We start from the raw sequence: 15,738 nt of genomic DNA, 5'->3' as shown, positions 1-15,738 counted from the left end.
TGAGTGCGGAAACAGGCGGGCAATCTTACGATTCGTCGGGGCGGCAATCCGCCTGTAGCGCAGCACAATCCGGCAGCCCTCAGTGTGCTGGAGAATCATCCGGCGATCTGACTTTAGTGAGATGAACCTAGGAAGTAGTGTGACGGAATGGACAACGACTTCGCCCGCGCGATGTGGCGGGTGCTCGAACCCCTGCACGCGGTGACCTATTTCGCGCCGAGCTGCACCGCCGCCAACAAGGCCGCCGGCTTCCGCGGGTACTGGATGGGCTATTTCGCCGCCCGCTCCGCACCGCTGGGCGCCGTCGGACCCGGCGTGATCGAAGCGACGTTCTACAACTTCCACCCGGCGATGATCCGGCGCGCGATTCCCGACGCGTGGACCTTCGCCACTCCCGAGATTGCCCTGACCACCCGGAGTACCGCGTCCGCAGGGGCGCTTCAGGCCCTGGTCCCCGATCTCGCCGCCGTCATCGACGAGGCCCTGCCCGCACTCCAGGCGGCCATCGCCGGAGCGCCCGCACCCGGCCGCGCGCTCTTCGCGGCCAATCGCGACCTGCCCATCCCCGCCGATCCCGTCGAGGCGCTCTGGCAGGCCGCCACCACGCTGCGCGAGCATCGCGGCGACGGTCATGTCGGGTGTCTGCTCGCCGAGGGCATCGACGGCTGTGAAGCCCATGTTCTCTTCTCCGCCGACACTGGCGCGCCGGAGCAGATGTGGCGCGACAATCGCGGCTGGACCGAAACCGATTGGGCCGCAGCCCGCGACCGCCTGCAAGCCCGCGGTCTGCTCGATGACAGCGGCATTACCGATACCGGCCGGAACCTGCGCATCCACCTCGAATCCCGCACCGACGAGCTGGCCATGACCGCCTACCGCGACATCCCCGATATCGCGGCAGCCCTCGCGGCCCTCACTCCGGCCGCGAAGGCCGTCGCCCACAGCGGTGCGGTCCCCTACCCGAACCCCATGGGCGCCAACCCGATCTGAGACTCCCCGGCCGCATGTCACCAGACGCCGGGGACCAGGCGCTTGGTGGTGGATCGATAGCTCTCGTACGGCCGCCCCATGGTCTCGACCAGGGCCTTCTCCTCGACATCGATGCGCCGCATCAGGCCGTAGGTCGGAATGATCGTCACCACGAGCAGGGAGATCCAGTTGTCCGCGGCGATGCCGAAGCCGAGAGTGATCAGCAGAACGCCGGTATAGGAGGGGTGGCGGATCCAGTGGTACGGCCCCCGGTCCACCACCGACTGATCGGCATCGACCTCGACCGTGGTGCGGAATGACTTGCCCAGCACGGCAATTGCCCACACCCGCACGATCAGGCCCAGCCACATCACCACGACGCCGATTACTTCCCAGGTCAGTTGCGGGCCGGGGAATCGCAGCGGGCTGTTCGAGGACAGCACGCCCGCGACGATGCTGGCCACCAATACCGAGGGAAACATCAGCAGGAAGATCGTGAACCTGGTTCCGCGATCCCGGGCGGTGGAACCCGTATGCCGCACTCTGTCGCGTATGCGCAGCCCTAGCTCGAGTGCCAACCATATCCAACTGGTGACGACGGCGGCGTTCACAATTGTCTCCCCTCGTTCGGAACACTGACCTGCCCATCAAGGGAAGCACCCCCCTTCGCCGATGCACATCGGGAAGTTCCCTGACGAGACCCCGATATGTGCCGGATGGCAGGGCGTGCACGATGGCCCGCGGAAGTTCTCCAGTTGCCCCGGTCCGCAGGTCTCGGATGGGTCAGGGCAGCCGATCGAGCCGGCCGTTTCCTGATCCTCGAGCGCTATGCCGATCAGCAGTCGCTCGATACCACCCGGCCGTCCCCGACCGGCTGGCAGCCGACAGCTCCGGACCCCTCGAATCCACCGTTGAGGTAGGACGAATTCGCTTGCTCAGCACCATCGATCGCATTCCCCGGGCGGTACTCGACTGATGGGGGACTACTCCCAGATGGCGGATTCCGGGTCGATACCGTAGGCCGCAGCGTTCGCGAAGATGGTGTCGCGCAACCAGACCGGGAGGCCGGGCTCGATCGCGTCGTAGTGTTTCGCGAAGCCGGGGTCTGCCACGAACATTCGGCCCAGGCAGACCTGCATCGAATGGGTGCAGTCGTAGTAGTAGCGCGTGAAGAGGGCGCGGTGGCGTTCGGCCAGTGCGTTCGCTGCTTCGGAACCGGGGAGGACGCCGTTGCGCAGTGCAGCGGCGAAATCCGCTTGCAGGGAATCGGTTTCGGTGGTCACCGCACGCCAGTCGTCCGGGCTCATTGCCGCTGCCCGCTCCGAGTACTGCGCCCACTGTGCACTCTCGCCCCAGCGCTGCTGCGCCTCGTCTATCCAGGCGGGATGCCAGTCGTCGCCGAAGATCTCGACCTGCTGTTCTGGCGTCAATTGCATTCCGGCACCGGAGGCTTCGAGCATGTGGTCGACCGCGCCGACCATCTGCTGCAGGCGGGCGATGCGGTCGACGAGCTGGGAGCGCTGACGGCGCAGGTGGGTGCGGGCGTCGAGGGCGGGATCGTCGAGGAGGCGGGCGATATCGGCGAGGGGGAATCCGAGTTCGCGGTAGACGAGTACGCGGTGGATGCGGGCGATGTCATCGGCGGAGTACAGGCGGTAGCCGGACCAGGTGCGGTCGCTCGGCTGAACCAGGCCGATGACATCCCAGTGGTGGAGCGTTCGGACGCTGATTCCGACCAGAGCGGCCGCTCGACCCACGGTGAGGGCCCCTGCGGGAGACTGGTCGCCGATTTCCACGTGCGCGGCGGAATCCCCGGCCGACTGTGCCGCCGCGTCTCTCGCCGACTGTGCCGCCGAATCTCCTGCCACAGGTGCGTCCGAATCTCCCGTCATCGGTTCAGTATCTCCGGCGTCTCGGCAATCTCCGGCACCTCGAAGCCGATGGCGCGCAGGTGATCGGCCTGCGGGCTGCGCGGGTCCAGCGGGCGAGCGGCGGTCATGACAACGCAGACGTTCTCGGGTGTGATGACGGTCAATTCGCGGGAGTTCCACGGCATCTCCCGCGGCTCAGCCGCGGACCCCGGCAGCAAACCTTCGCAGCGCGCGGCGATCTCCTCGATCTGGCTGAGCACACAGGCGAAACTCGTCCGCAGCGCGGAGGCCTCGGCGGCAGGCTCCCCCGGTACGAGCAGCACATCCTGGAATGCCCAGCGCCGCAGGTGGATCAGCCGATCGGGCACGGTGAAGATATCGATGAATCCGAGGCCGCGCGTCCAGAAATCCAGCGATGCCGCGAGATCAGCGGTCGGGACGATGACGAACATCGGCATGCCGTAATAGCCGCGAAAGGGCTCGGGAGCAACCGCGTCGAGGGCGGGCATGGGGACGGGACTGATGTATTCGCTCATGCCCCGATCGTCGAGCCTCACGCAGCGTGAGGGTCAAGCCGGCTACATCTCGCCGGGGACGGTGAGGTCGCGGATGAGCAGGGCGGTGTGCAGAGAGGTGCGGGTCTCGCCGTCGTCGAGGTCCACGTCGAGGATGCGTTCGATGCGCGAGAGGCGGTCGTAGAGGGTGGGGCGGCTGATATTGAGGCGCTTGGCCAATTCGGTCTTATTGCCTGCCAGATCCAGGAATTGGCGCAGCGTGCGGGTGAGGTCGGCTGATTGGCGGATGTCGTAGCGGAGTAGCGCGCTCAGTTCGGTTTCGGCGAAACGCTGCACTCCGGGTTCGTCGCGAATGAGGGAGAGCAGGCCGCGCAGCCGGACGTCGCCGCTGCGATAGAAGGGGCGGGGCGCGGAAGAGGCCAGGGAGAGTGCGACTTCGGCTACGTGCGCGGCCTGGGAGAGTTCACGGGCGGTGTCCAGGAGTGAATCGGATTCGGCGCCCACGCCCAGTACGGCACGGTCGACGCCCGGTACCCGGCGGATTTCGCCGAGCATGAGGGTGCAGACGGCCGTGAGAACTGTGTCGAGATCACCGGTGCGCGAGACCGCCAGCACGAGGTTCACCCGATTGCCGTGATCGGGCGCGGCCAGGGCGGTCGCCTTGGCCAGTGCCACGCCGTGCAGCGCCGCGTCGAGAATCGCGGCGGTGCGCCGCTGGTGGGCAACGGGATCGGATTCGATCGCGGCCGCCACGTCGATGGCGAGCGGGATGTAGCGCGCCCGGCGCGCGAGACCGAGGGTGGCCGCGAGCGCGAGGGCATCACGCTCATCGGTGAGACGGCCGTTGATCATGTCGTCGATGAGACCGGTCTGCGCCTGCCGGTGCAGTCCGAAGCGATCGCGCTCGACCATGCGATGCAGGGTGAGTGTTTGCGCGGCACGCTCGAGGACCATGCGGGCGCGGGCATCGGGGACTCGGCTGGAGCGCAGGATGAGCCGGCCCCAGCGCTGCATATGCGGGCCCACCGGCACCACATTCGCATCGTGGTCGGGCAGCAGGCGGGAGGTGGTCTCCCAGTGGTCGAGCAGCGTCGAGGTGGCGGTGTGGCGCGCGGTGGCGGCGAGCACCCGGTGGGTCAGATCCTCGAGCACCACGGAGGCGTCGAGCAGACCCGCCGCGGTCTTGACGATCTCGGCGAGGGACGCGCGGCGCACGCTCAGATCGGTGAAGGTCTCGTGCACGCTGTGCGCGAATTCCAGTTCGGCGTACTGGTCTGCCACGATGACGCGGTGCACCGCCTCGGTGACCTCGACGAATCGCACCACCTCACCGAGCGCGACGATCGGCAGCTGCAGCCGGTCGGCGGTCGCGGCCACGATCGGCGGCAATTCCCTGATATACGTGCCCAATTCGACGACCAGGCCCGATACCCCGGCGGCGGCCAGGGATTCCAGATAGTCGACGGTCGCCGTATCGCTGTGCGACAGCGCCTGCCCGGTGGTCAGGATCAGTTCCCGGCCCACCAGAAGTTTCGCGACATCCGAGAGTTCGCTGACGTGCACCCAGCGCACCGGCCGGTCCAGCGATCCACCGCCGGCGACCTCCGGCCGCCCGGCGCGCACCACGGGTATGGCCAGGACATCAGCAACGGTGAGGAGCACCTACGAATCGTAATACCAATGCTGAAACACCGTACAAAACGTCGGGGTGTGCGGCGACAATCTTCATGCAGAGTAGGGATCGGGCCACCGCAGTCCCGCCCGACGGCTTCTCCGGCATCGGCGGTCGCGGCAGGTCCTCATCCTGCCCGTGGCCTCCGGTGGCCACGGGCGGCTACGCCCACCTCCGAGGCCCGACCCCAGTCATGCCGGTGACGGGGGCCGGGCCCATCTCCATATGCGGAGCCAGTTCCATCCATCGAATCGAGGAGATATGCAGACCATCGCGCACTGGGTCGACGGCAAATCATTCACCGGAACCAGCACCGCCACCGCGCCGGTGACCAATCCGGCGACCGGGGTGGTCACCGGGCAGGTTTCGCTGGCGAATGCGGCGGATGTGCGAACGGTTGTCGACGCCGCCGCCGCGGCCTTCCCGGCCTGGCGCGACGCCTCGCTCTCCAAGCGCACCCAGGTGCTGTTCCGCTTCCGCGAGCTGCTCAACGCCCGCAAGGAGGAGATCGCGGCGATCATCACCGCCGAGCACGGCAAGGTGCTCTCCGATGCGCTGGGCGAGGTGACGCGGGGTTTGGAGGTCGTCGAATTCGCCTGCGGCATACCGCATCTGCTCAAGGGAGGCTACACCGAGAACGCCTCCAGCAAGGTGGACATCTTCTCCATTCGCCAGCCGCTGGGCCCGATCGCGATCATCTCGCCGTTCAATTTTCCAGCCATGGTGCCCATGTGGTTCTTCCCGCTGGCCATTGCCGCCGGCAACACCGTGGTGCTCAAGCCGAGTGAGAAGGATCCCTCGGCGGCGCTGTGGACCGCGGCCCTGTGGGAGGAGGCCGGATTGCCCGCCGGCGTCTTCAATGTGGTGCAGGGCGATAAGGTCGCGGTGGACGAACTGCTGGAAAACCCTGCGATCAAGGCGGTTTCGTTCGTCGGCTCCACCCCGATCGCCAAGTACGTCTACGAGCGCGGCACCGCGCACGGCAAGCGGGTGCAGGCCCTCGGCGGCGCCAAGAACCATATGGTGGTGCTGCCCGACGCCGATCTGGATCTGGCCGCCGACGCCGCGGTGAACGCGGGCTTCGGTTCGGCGGGCGAACGGTGCATGGCGATCAGCGCGCTGGTCGCGGTCGGACCGATCGCCGATGACCTGGTGGCGCGGATCGCCCAGCGCACCAAGACTATTCGCACCGGTGACGGTACCAAGGGTTCGGATATGGGCCCGCTGGTCACCGAGGCGCATCGTGACAGGGTCGCCTCCTATATCGCGGCAGGTGAATCCGCCGGTGCGACAGTCGTTCTCGACGGCCGCACGGTGGACGCCGACGGCGCGGCGGACGGATTCTGGCTGGGCCCCACCATTCTCGACAATGTCACCCCCGAGATGAGCGTCTACACCGACGAGATCTTCGGCCCGGTGCTGTCGGTGGTGCGCGTCGACACCTACGACGAGGCGCTGGCGCTCATCAACAACAATCAGTACGGCAATGGCACCGCCATTTTCACCAATGACGGCGGCGCGGCCCGGCGCTTCCACAATGAGGTCGAGGTCGGCATGGTCGGCATCAACGTCCCGATCCCGGTGCCGATGGCCTATTACAGTTTCGGTGGCTGGAAGAATTCGCTCTTCGGCGATTCCCATGCGCACGGCATCGACGGCGTGCACTTCTTCACCCGCACCAAGGCTGTCACCTCGCGCTGGCTCGATCCCAGTCACGGCGGCCTGAATCTCGGCTTCCCGCAGAACAACTGATCGGAACTGTGATGACACTTCCCAATGGTTTGACTCCCGAGGCCGCCCGCGTACAGGCCGCCCGCGCGTACGAGCTCGACCGCAAGCACGTCTTCCACTCGTGGTCGGCGCAGGCGCAGCTGAAGCCCATGGTCATCACCGCCGCACAGGGCTCGTACGTGTGGGACGGCGAGGGCTCGCGGCTGCTGGATTTCTCCTCCCAGATGGTGAATACCAATATCGGCCACCAGCATCCGAAGGTGGTCGCGGCGATTCAGGAGCAGGCGGCCAAGCTGTGCACAGTCGCGCCGCCGCACGCCAATGACGCCCGCTCGGAGGCCGCCCGGCTGATCGCCGAACGCACACCCGGCGAGCTGAATCGGATCTTCTTCACCAATGGCGGCGCGGACGCCGTCGAGCACGCGGTGCGCATGGCGCGGCTGCACACCGGGCGCTACAAGGTGCTCTCGCGCTACCGCTCGTATCACGGCGGCACCGAGACCGCGGTCAATCTCACCGGTGACCCGCGGCGCTGGCCGAACGATCACGGCAATGCCGGTGTGGTGCACTTCTTCGGACCGTTCCTGTACCGCACGCGATTCCATGCGAGCACCGAGGCCGAGGAGTCGCAGCGGGCGCTCGAGCATCTCGAGCAGACGATCCTCATGGAGGGTCCGGGCACCATTGCCGCGATCGTGCTGGAGTCGGTGCCCGGTACCGCCGGAATCATGGTTCCGCCGCCGGGATATATGGCCGGGGTGCGGGAATTGTGCGATCGGCACGGCATCGTCTTCATCGCCGATGAGGTCATGGCGGGCTTCGGGCGCACCGGAAAGTGGTTCGCCATAGACCATTTCGATGTCGTTCCGGATCTCATCACCTTCGCCAAGGGCGTGAATTCCGGCTATGTGCCGCTGGGCGGGGTGGCCATCGCACCGCATATCGCGGCGACCTTCGACGATCGCGCCTATCCCGGCGGGCTGACCTACTCCGGGCATCCGCTCGCCACGGCGGCCGCGGTGGCCACCATCAATGCCATGCGGGACGAGGGCATTGTCGAGAATGCGGCGTCCATCGGCGAAAACGTGCTCGGGCCCGCGCTGCGCGAACTCGCCGAACGGCATCCGAGCATCGGTGAGGTGCGCGGCCTGGGTGTGTTCTGGGCGCTGGAACTGGTGCGCGACCGCGAAACCCGAGAGCCGCTGGCACCCTATGGCGGCACCAGCCCGGCCATGGCCGAGACCGTCGCCGCCGCCAAGGCGGCCGGTCTGCTGCTGTTCGTCAATTTCAATCGGCTGCATGTCGTTCCGCCGTGCACCATCTCCGAGGGTGAGGCGAAAGAGGGTCTGGCCATTCTGGATCAGGCGTTGTCCGTCGCCGATTCCCATCTCGTCAGCTAGGAGCGCAGTGAGTCCGCAGGAACTGCAATTCATCGGCGGGGCCCGCCGCGCCGGGTCCGGTGCACCGCTGGATATCACCGCGCCGTCGACCGGAGAAATCATCGCCTCCGGCGCGAGCGCGACCGTCGCGGATGTGGAGGCCGCCGTTGCCGCCGCCCGCGCGGCCTTCCCGCAGTGGGCGGGGATGACGCCGGGCGAGCGATCGGACATCATGCACCGCTGGGTGCGGCTGCTGCGCGATCACGCTGGGGAGCTGGCGGCGGTCGAAAGCCGCAATGCGGGCAAGCCGATTCGGCTGGCGCAGGAGTTCGATGTACCGGGCACCATCGACAATGTCGCGTTCTTCGCCGGGGCCGCACGCCATTTGGAGGGTAAGGCGTCGGCCGAGTATTCGGCCGATCACACCTCCAGCATCCGCCGGGAACCGCTCGGGGTGATCGGCTCCATATCGCCGTGGAACTATCCGCTGCAGATGGCGGGGTGGAAGATCCTGCCGGCGGTCGCGGCCGGAAACACCATCGTGCTCAAGCCTTCCGAGCTCACTCCGCTGACCTCACTGCTGTTCGCGGAGCTCGCGACCGAGGCCGGTGTGCCGCCGGGCGTGATCAATGTGCTCACCGGTGTCGGGCCCGTCGCTGGTCAAGCGCTCGTCGAACATCCGCATGTCGCGATGGTGTCCTTCACCGGATCGACCGTGGTCGGCAGGCAGGTGGCCGCAGCCGCGGCCGGTTCCGTGAAGCGGGTGCACCTGGAGCTCGGCGGTAAGGCGCCGTTCGTGGTCTTCGACGATGCAGATCTCGAGGCCGCCGCACGCGGCGCGGTCGCCGGATCGCTCATCAATGCCGGGCAGGATTGCACCGCGGCCACCCGTGCCTATGTGCAGCGGCCGCTGTTCGACGAATTCGTCAGCCGGGTGGCCGATCTCATGGATCGGGTGACGCTGGGACCGGTGGACGATCCCGAAACCGATATGGGACCGCTGATTTCGCTGCCCCATCGGGACAAAGTGATCGGCATGGTGGATCGGGCCCGTGAATACGGTGCGAAAGTGGTGCGCGGCGGGCGAATTCCGGAGCACACCGCCGCCGGTGGCGCCTATTTCGAGCCGACGCTGATCACCGGCGCCGCGCAGGATTCGGAAATCGTGCAGAACGAGGTCTTCGGGCCGGTACTCGTGGTGCTGCCGTTCGATACCGATGACGAGGCCATCGCGCTGGCGAACGATACGGCGTACGGTCTGGCGGCCTCGGCCTGGTCGGCGAATGTATTCCGGACCCAGCGCGCGAGCCGGGAGATCCAGGCCGGTTGCGTGTGGATCAATGACCATATTCCGATCCTCAGCGAGATGCCGCACGGCGGATACAAGGCGTCCGGATTCGGAAAGGATATGTCTGCCTACTCATTCGACGAGTACACCAATATCAAGCATGTCATGTCGGATATCACCGCCGCCGCGCACAAACCCTGGCACGACGTGGTCTTCCGAGCCTGATTGCCGGGTTCTGGGCTATTCTCCCTCTCATGTGGCCTTTCCTCGATATCGCCGGGCAGCTGCGTAATCGCCGCCGCTCGGACGATCGCGCCGCCACCAGCTGATTTTCCCGCGAGCCGCCGGGTCCGGTCGTATCGACCGCCGGCGGCTTTCGCGTTCCCTGAGACCAACACAAATGTCGTTGGGCCACGCGGCTGGACCGTGCGGCAAGAGAGAAGGAGTTGATCGGCCATGCAGGCCAAAGGAAGCAAACTGTTGGCGTCGGCACTCTCCGAAGCAGCGCCGACGCCGTTCTGGACTGACCGGCCCGAGCGCCCGTCCTCGACCGACCCGCTGACCACCGCCACCGACGCCGATCTGGCCGTCATCGGCGGCGGGTACAGCGGATTGTGGACCGCGCTGCTGGCCAAGGAGAGAGATCCGGGTCTCGATGTGGTGCTCATCGAATCCGGATTGTGCGGGCATGCGGCTTCCGGCCGCAATGGCGGCTTCTGCGCCGCCAGTCTCACGCACGGCCTCTCCAATGGTGTGGACCGCTTCCCCGACGAGATCGGCGATCTGGAGCGGCTGGGCCGGAAGAACCTCGACGAGATCGAGAGCGCCATCCGCCGCTACGATATCGACTGCGATTTCGAGCGTACCGGCGAGATGGAGGTCGCCACCGCGCCGCACGAACTGGAGTGGCTGCGGGAAAGTCATGATGCGGCAGTCGATCTCGGCTATCGCAGTGAACTTCTGGATGCGCAGGGCGCACAGCAGATGGTGCACTCCCCCACCTATCTCGGCGGGCGGTGGGATCGCGACGGTGTGGCCATGCTGGATCCGGCCCGCCTGGCGTGGGGGCTGCGCCGCGCCTGCCTGAAGAAGGGCGTGCGCATCTTCGAAGGCACTCCGGTGCAACGCATTTCGAAGACACAGGGCGCGCTGGACCTGCACACTCCGCACGGCGAGGTGCGGGCGCCGCGAGTCGCACTGTGCACCAGCGCATTTCAGGGTCCGCTGGCCAAGGTGTCCCGCCACGTGGTGCCCGTCTACGACTACGCGCTCATGACCGAACCGCTGACCGCGCAGCAGCTGGAATCCATCGGCTGGGCCGGCCGCATGGGGCTCGGCGATGCCTCGTACCGCTTCCACTACTACCGCCTGACCAGCGACAACCGCATTCTCTTCGGCGGCTACGACGCGATCTATCACTTCGGAAGCAAGATCGCGCCCGGCCTGGAATGCAATGAGGCCACCTTCGAAACCCTGGCCCAGCACTTCTTCCAGACCTTCCCGCAACTGGACGGCCTGCGCTTCACCCACCGCTGGGGCGGCATCATCGACACCTGCGGCCGCTTCTGCGCCTTCTTCGGCTCGGCCTTCAAAGGCAAACTCGCCTACGCCGCCGGCTACACCGGCCTGGGCGTAGGCGCAACCCGCTTCGGCGCCGAAGTAATGCTCGACCGCCTCTGGAACCTCGACACCGAACGCACCCGCCTCCGCATGGTCCGCTCCCGCCCCCTCCCCCTGCCGCCAGAGCCCTTGCGCTCAGCCGGCATTCACCTGACCCGCTGGTCGATGGCCCGCGCCGACGCCCATCAGGGCCGCCGCAACCTCTGGCTCAAAACAATGGAATTGACCGGACTCGGCTTCGACAGCTGAGGCCGGACTTCGACAGCTGCGGCAGAGCGGCGACCCGGACTGTTCGGGTCGCCGCTCCCGCAACGCGATGCCCTGCGGCTGCTGCCGGATTCGATGATCGGACGATAACCACGCCCCAGGATCACGGGCGAATACGTCGATGCGGCAATCGAATTCCGCGTTCGATCGTCAGCTTGCGGCCCGCCGATGGACCGCAAACCGCCGATGGGTCGTATGCCGCCGATGGGCCGCAGCCTCCGACGGGCCGTACGCCTCCGGTAGATCGCAGGCCCGCCCGACCGCGCCCTGATGAACTGTGGGTACGGACAGGCCTATGCCGCAGCGCCTGCGAGTTCTGGGCTGCGGAGGACCAGGACGGTGATCTCGCTCGGGGCGAAGACGCGGAGCTGTGGGCCCCAGAAGCCGGTGCCTCGGCTGGTGTAAAGCTGGGTGGCGCCGTGGCGGCTGAGGCCGGCCACTACCGGCTGGTCGAGGAGGACCAGGTAGCGGAAGGGCCAGATTTGGCCGCCGTGGGTGTGGCCGGAGATCTGGAGGGCGACACCGTGTTCCACCGCGTCGGTGATCTGCTTGGGCTGGTGGGCGAGCAGGATTACCGGGAGTTCGGGGTCCGCGCCGGATAGGGCAGCGGGGAGGTTCGGGCCGTGGCCGGTGAGGGCGACGCCGGTGGGGTCGTCGATGCCGGCCATGACCAGGCGGTCGCCGTCTCGGGTGAGGATCTCGTGCTGGTTGTGCAGAGGCTGCCAGCCCAGGCCCGCCATGTGCTCGATCCAGCCGGGGGCATCGCCGAAGTATTCGTGGTTGCCGGTGATGTAGAAGCGGCCGAAGGTGGCTTCGACCTTGCCCAGGGGATCTACCTGCGCGCGGCGCTTCACTACCGAGCCGTCCGCGAGATCGCCTGCGTGACAGGCGATATCCGGCTTCTGCGCATTGACGACCTCGACTACTCGCTCCGACCAGCGCAGGCGGTCGGTGGCGGCGTAGTGGGTATCGGTGACCACCACTACGCGCAGCCCGTCGAGGCCGGGTGCGAGCTTGGGGATGGTCACATCGACGGTCAGCACGCGTGGGATGCGCCGGGCCTCGTAGATGCCCCAGGCGACGAGAGCGGCCGAAATCACAAGCACGCCAAGGGCAACGATGCGCGAACGCGCTGGATCATCGACACCGGCCAGGATCAGTACCGTGCGCGCCACCGCGCCGATGGCGGACCAGGTGAACAGCACCCACATCACGCCCAGCCCGGTATCGCCGATCAGCGCGGCGGTATCCGACTGCTTCGGACCGTGCCCGGTGAACATGGCGGCGGGCAGACCGATATAGCCCAGTACGAACAGCGCCGACAATGCCCAGCAGGCCGCCCCCGATGTGGTGGTGTAGACCAGCACCCACCACGGGAGCAGGAATAGCAGCGCTGGAATCGCCAGGAATATGACCTGGCGGGGAATTCTGTTCAACAGAGTCCGTCCTCATGGGGCAAGGGGCACGGACCTTGTATCCAGCGCCGTCGATTCCCCCGCACCGACGATACCTGCACCCGGCAACCGCGGCCGGACGAGCAATTCGGGGCTAGGACGCCGGATCCTCCGGGCGTACCCGCAGGCGTTCCGACAGCAGGGACAATGCGGCGGCGACCTCCTCGACGGCCGCCGCATCATCGGTGCCGAGGGCGCGGGCGAGGGCATCGTGAATGGTGGTCGCGCGCACCTGCGTGACGCGCTCGGACACCTCGGCCGCCCGGCTGATGAGGGTGCGCCGGCCGTCGCGCGGATCGGGTGCGGTGGTGACGGAACCGGATTCCTTCAATCGCGCCACGGCATTCGAGACCGCGCTCTGCGGCAGGCCGGTGCGGGCGGCGATCTCGCTGATGGTGGTGCCGGGGTGGTCGAGGATATCGCTGAGCGCCACCAGTACCCCGCGGTGACCGCCGCGCTGCGGGACCTCGGGCAGTGATTGCTCACCGAGCTTCATCAGCGTGCGTCCCAGGAGGAACAGCTCGACTCCGTTCATGCGCTCACGGTACATCAATCCTGATGCATCAGTATTGATGTATCAGGATTGATGGATTATCGTCGGTGGCATGAACACGATCGAAACCGCCACCCTGCAGGTCCCCGGAGCCGAGCTCTACTACGAGATTCGCGGCGCCGGGCCGATGCTGCTCATCTCACAGAGCGGCGAGGGTGACGCACGGCGCAGCGAGGATCTGGTGCGGCGACTGGAGAATGACTTCACCGTTCTTACCTATGACCGACGGGGGTTGTCGCACAGTCGAATTCAGGATTCCTGGCCCGTCACCGTCGCGACACACGCCGATGATGTACACCGCCTGCTGTCCGAGATCGCGGACGGTCCGGTGCGCATGCTCGGCTGCAGCCTGGGCGCTTCGATCGGATTGCATTTGGCCACAACACATCCCGAGCAACTGCAACTACTCATCGCACACGAGCCGGTCTCACCGTGGCTGCTGGCCGCCACCGATCGCGCCCGGCACATGCGCGAACTCGAACACTGCCAGCAGGTGTACCGGGCCGAAGGATGGCAGGCGGCCCTCGCACCCATGGCGCGCACACTCGGCATCAATCCCGCCGATCAAGAAATCGAACCGGGCGTGCAGCCGATCCCCATCAGCGCCGAAAGAGCCGCCAACTTCAGCTATTTCATCGAGCACGACTTCACGGCCGTTCGCGAGGATCGGCTCGACGTCCTGCGACTACAGCAGACCGAAGTGCAGATCGTGCCCGCCTGGGGCCGTCGCACCCCACAGCAGGTCTTCGACCGCAAATGCACAGCCGAACTCGGCAAACTCGTGAACGTCCCCATCGCCGAATTCCCCGGCGGCCACAATGGAAATCTCACCCACCCCGCCGCCTACGCCGAACAGGTACGTACCTTGATCGCCTCCGCCCGCCCCTGAGCTCGGCCGGAGCCGCCACCACCAGCCCACCGATCACCCCAATCACCGATCGCCACGAACCCAATGGTCACGGCACCAGTGACGACCTCGATTGCGTGATCCTGGTGCACACAAGCAAACCCACACTGACCTGGACTCGAACTCACTCGACTAGTAGTCGCGCCCCCGAGCATCGCGCGAGACACCAAGTGCTACTTAGTTTTCGTCTCGAGAACGTGACCACAGCCGGTCGACCCCGCCGGTACCGCAGGTAATCGTCCCAACTGCGGAAGGTAAGCCGGGTACCCCTCCCCACGTGCCCAGCACGGCCATCTCGGGCTTTGCCCGCACCCCCTGCTGACCAACCCTGCCCGGGAGGCAAGAAACCCAGGTGCACCGACGGTTTCGGCATAGAAACCATCGGCCACCATGGACGGAACAGCGGGTCTCTCAGCGGCACAACGGTTATCAGGTCTATCCCGCGTAAACACCTGCCGTGCGGTCGCAGAGAAGGCCTGTGCAGTGCCTGCTTCGGAGGGATTCGAGACCGAGACAGGCCGGTGCACCTGGGTTGCTTGCGCCGAGAGGCGGTGGTGGGTTTCTGGGTGCGGGCAGGGCCCGAGATGGCCGTGCTGGTGGCGTCAGGTGGGGTACCCGATTTACCTTCCGGGATAAGGAGATACCCGCGGTACCGGCGGGGTCGACCGGCTGTGGTCCGGTCTCAAAGACACAAGACGAAAAGACAAGAGCCGAAAGACAAGGACGCCTGGAAACAAGGGATCGAAGAACAAGAACCCGGAAGGCCACGTCGGGCGACGGCCTGTCGCCGGAGCGGGATCAGGCCCGCAGGGCAGGGGCAGGGGCAGGGGCAGGGGCAGGGAAGACTCGCGGTCTGGCGTAGTTGTGTGGTCCGGTGGCCGAGCAGATTCGGTGGTGGCCCTCGGTGGTGTTGCTGCCCTGCGGGTGCGCGTGGGGGGCGGGGAAACCTGTTGTCGCGGTGGGGTTGTCACTGTTCGGCGAGCGAACCGGCCCGAAAGCCGATGCGGCAACGACCTCTAGCACCGACAGGGTGATCCTGTCGGTGACACCAGGGGCGGGAAATCTATTGTCGCGGTGGGGGTGTGATGGCCCGGCCGACCACCCGGTACCGAACCGGTGACAACCCCGAGGCACGACACACCCTGCGAGGCCGCAGCGACGGCGGAACCTCGGTCAACAACTCACCCGGGTGATGCAGGTGATTGACCCGTGGCGTCCGGGACGGATCCACATGAGCGGGGGCGATCCACGCCGTACGGCCCGGGAAATCCGAATCCTGACCGAGTTTGATCGTTTTCCACCCGCGTGGGCCGTCCTTGACCAGGGCGTGGCAGTGATCGCACGCCAGAGTGAGGTTTTCGATGTCGGTGGGGCCGCCCTTGCTGAACTCGGTCACATGATGGGCCGCCGCCATAGCCGCCGGAGCCGAGCAGCCGGGGCGGGTGCACCCGCGTTCGGTGGCGATCAATGCCAGCCGTTGTGCCGGGTTCGCCAACCGGATTTCCCCGATGT

At 66.6% G+C, this 15,738-nt stretch carries 13 protein-coding genes; 6 read left to right on the top strand and 7 right to left on the bottom strand.

The genetic code is table 11. The features are described 5' to 3' along the window. The first annotated feature begins 147 nt into the window (after positions 1–147). On the top strand, positions 148–990 hold the full coding sequence (locus ABZX86_RS33650; protein WP_355129416.1) for a hypothetical protein: 843 nt from the start codon (positions 148–150) through the stop codon (positions 988–990). Positions 991–1,007: 17 nt separating this feature from the next. Here ABZX86_RS33650 and ABZX86_RS33645 read toward each other — a convergent pair whose 3' ends face one another. From ABZX86_RS33645 to ABZX86_RS33630, 4 genes are all read right to left on the bottom strand, one after another. Then, the gene (locus ABZX86_RS33645; RefSeq protein ID WP_355129415.1) at positions 1,008–1,547 is read right to left on the bottom strand and encodes an isoprenylcysteine carboxylmethyltransferase family protein; all 540 of its coding nucleotides are present in this window, start codon (positions 1,545–1,547) and stop codon (positions 1,008–1,010) included. Positions 1,548–1,952: 405 nt separating this feature from the next. Continuing rightward, positions 1,953–2,861 carry a MerR family transcriptional regulator gene (locus tag ABZX86_RS33640; RefSeq protein WP_355129413.1) on the bottom strand — a complete coding sequence of 303 codons (909 nt, stop codon included), beginning with the start codon at positions 2,859–2,861 and terminating at the stop codon, positions 1,953–1,955. Continuing rightward, positions 2,858–3,376, bottom strand: a complete 519-nt coding sequence (locus ABZX86_RS33635) for a VOC family protein (RefSeq protein WP_355129411.1) — start codon at positions 3,374–3,376, stop codon at positions 2,858–2,860. Before ABZX86_RS33635 ends, ABZX86_RS33640 begins: the two co-directional genes overlap by 4 nt. Before the next feature lie 42 nt (positions 3,377–3,418). Then, positions 3,419–5,017 carry a PucR family transcriptional regulator gene (locus ABZX86_RS33630; RefSeq protein ID WP_355129409.1) on the bottom strand — a complete coding sequence of 533 codons (1,599 nt, stop codon included), beginning with the start codon at positions 5,015–5,017 and terminating at the stop codon, positions 3,419–3,421. A 271-nt stretch (positions 5,018–5,288) separates the two neighbouring features. Between ABZX86_RS33630 and ABZX86_RS33625 the strand changes: the two genes are divergently transcribed. The 4 genes from ABZX86_RS33625 (at position 5,289) to ABZX86_RS33610 (ending at position 11,294) form a co-directional block, all read left to right on the top strand. Continuing rightward, entirely contained in the window at positions 5,289–6,779 is a 1,491-nt protein-coding gene (locus ABZX86_RS33625; protein ID WP_355129407.1) for a CoA-acylating methylmalonate-semialdehyde dehydrogenase, read from the top strand. Positions 6,780–6,790: 11 nt separating this feature from the next. Next, positions 6,791–8,158, top strand: coding sequence for an aspartate aminotransferase family protein (locus tag ABZX86_RS33620; RefSeq protein ID WP_355129405.1), 1,368 nt, complete (start codon positions 6,791–6,793; stop codon positions 8,156–8,158). A gap of 7 nt (positions 8,159–8,165) precedes the next feature. Further along, on the top strand, positions 8,166–9,650 hold the full coding sequence (locus ABZX86_RS33615; RefSeq protein WP_355129403.1) for a gamma-aminobutyraldehyde dehydrogenase: 1,485 nt from the start codon (positions 8,166–8,168) through the stop codon (positions 9,648–9,650). Between the two features lie 231 nt (positions 9,651–9,881). Further along, on the top strand, positions 9,882–11,294 hold the full coding sequence (locus ABZX86_RS33610; RefSeq protein ID WP_355129401.1) for an FAD-dependent oxidoreductase: 1,413 nt from the start codon (positions 9,882–9,884) through the stop codon (positions 11,292–11,294). Positions 11,295–11,605: 311 nt separating this feature from the next. On the opposite strand, the gene ABZX86_RS33605 is transcribed toward ABZX86_RS33610, so the two are convergent. Next, entirely contained in the window at positions 11,606–12,748 is a 1,143-nt protein-coding gene (locus tag ABZX86_RS33605) for a metallophosphoesterase (protein ID WP_355129399.1), read from the bottom strand. Positions 12,749–12,860: 112 nt separating this feature from the next. Then, positions 12,861–13,301 carry a helix-turn-helix domain-containing protein gene (locus ABZX86_RS33600; RefSeq protein ID WP_355129397.1) on the bottom strand — a complete coding sequence of 147 codons (441 nt, stop codon included), beginning with the start codon at positions 13,299–13,301 and terminating at the stop codon, positions 12,861–12,863. A 70-nt stretch (positions 13,302–13,371) separates the two neighbouring features. On the opposite strand from ABZX86_RS33600, the gene ABZX86_RS33595 reads away from it, so the two are divergent. Beyond that, complete coding sequence (locus ABZX86_RS33595; protein WP_355129395.1) at positions 13,372–14,208, top strand: alpha/beta hydrolase; 837 nt, start codon at positions 13,372–13,374, stop codon at positions 14,206–14,208. Positions 14,209–15,289: 1,081 nt separating this feature from the next. On the opposite strand, the gene ABZX86_RS33590 is transcribed toward ABZX86_RS33595, so the two are convergent. Next, positions 15,290–15,738 (bottom strand): HNH endonuclease signature motif containing protein (locus ABZX86_RS33590; RefSeq protein WP_355129393.1); only part of this gene is annotated, 449 nt, incomplete at its 5' end.

The sequence above is a fragment of the Nocardia sp. NPDC006630 genome (genome assembly GCF_040611495.1).
In the GTDB taxonomy this organism is placed as follows: domain Bacteria; phylum Actinomycetota; class Actinomycetes; order Mycobacteriales; family Mycobacteriaceae; genus Nocardia.
Note: the sequence above shows the minus strand (reverse complement) of the source record. Positions and strands in the feature narration are given on the sequence as shown.

Bases quoted from the DNA above. Each gene is read 5' to 3' on its own strand.
- ABZX86_RS33650 (WP_355129416.1), top strand. From the start codon at position 148: ATGGACAACGACTTCGCCCGCGCGATGTGGCGGGTGCTCGAACCCCTG.
- ABZX86_RS33640 (WP_355129413.1), bottom strand. From the start codon at position 2,861: ATGACGGGAGATTCGGACGCACCTGTGGCAGGAGATTCGGCGGCACAG.
- ABZX86_RS33635 (WP_355129411.1), bottom strand. From the start codon at position 3,376: ATGAGCGAATACATCAGTCCCGTCCCCATGCCCGCCCTCGACGCGGTT.
- ABZX86_RS33625 (WP_355129407.1), top strand. From the start codon at position 5,289: ATGCAGACCATCGCGCACTGGGTCGACGGCAAATCATTCACCGGAACC.
- ABZX86_RS33620 (WP_355129405.1), top strand. From the start codon at position 6,791: ATGACACTTCCCAATGGTTTGACTCCCGAGGCCGCCCGCGTACAGGCC.
- ABZX86_RS33610 (WP_355129401.1), top strand. From the start codon at position 9,882: ATGCAGGCCAAAGGAAGCAAACTGTTGGCGTCGGCACTCTCCGAAGCA.
- ABZX86_RS33600 (WP_355129397.1), bottom strand. From the start codon at position 13,301: ATGAACGGAGTCGAGCTGTTCCTCCTGGGACGCACGCTGATGAAGCTC.
- ABZX86_RS33595 (WP_355129395.1), top strand. From the start codon at position 13,372: ATGAACACGATCGAAACCGCCACCCTGCAGGTCCCCGGAGCCGAGCTC.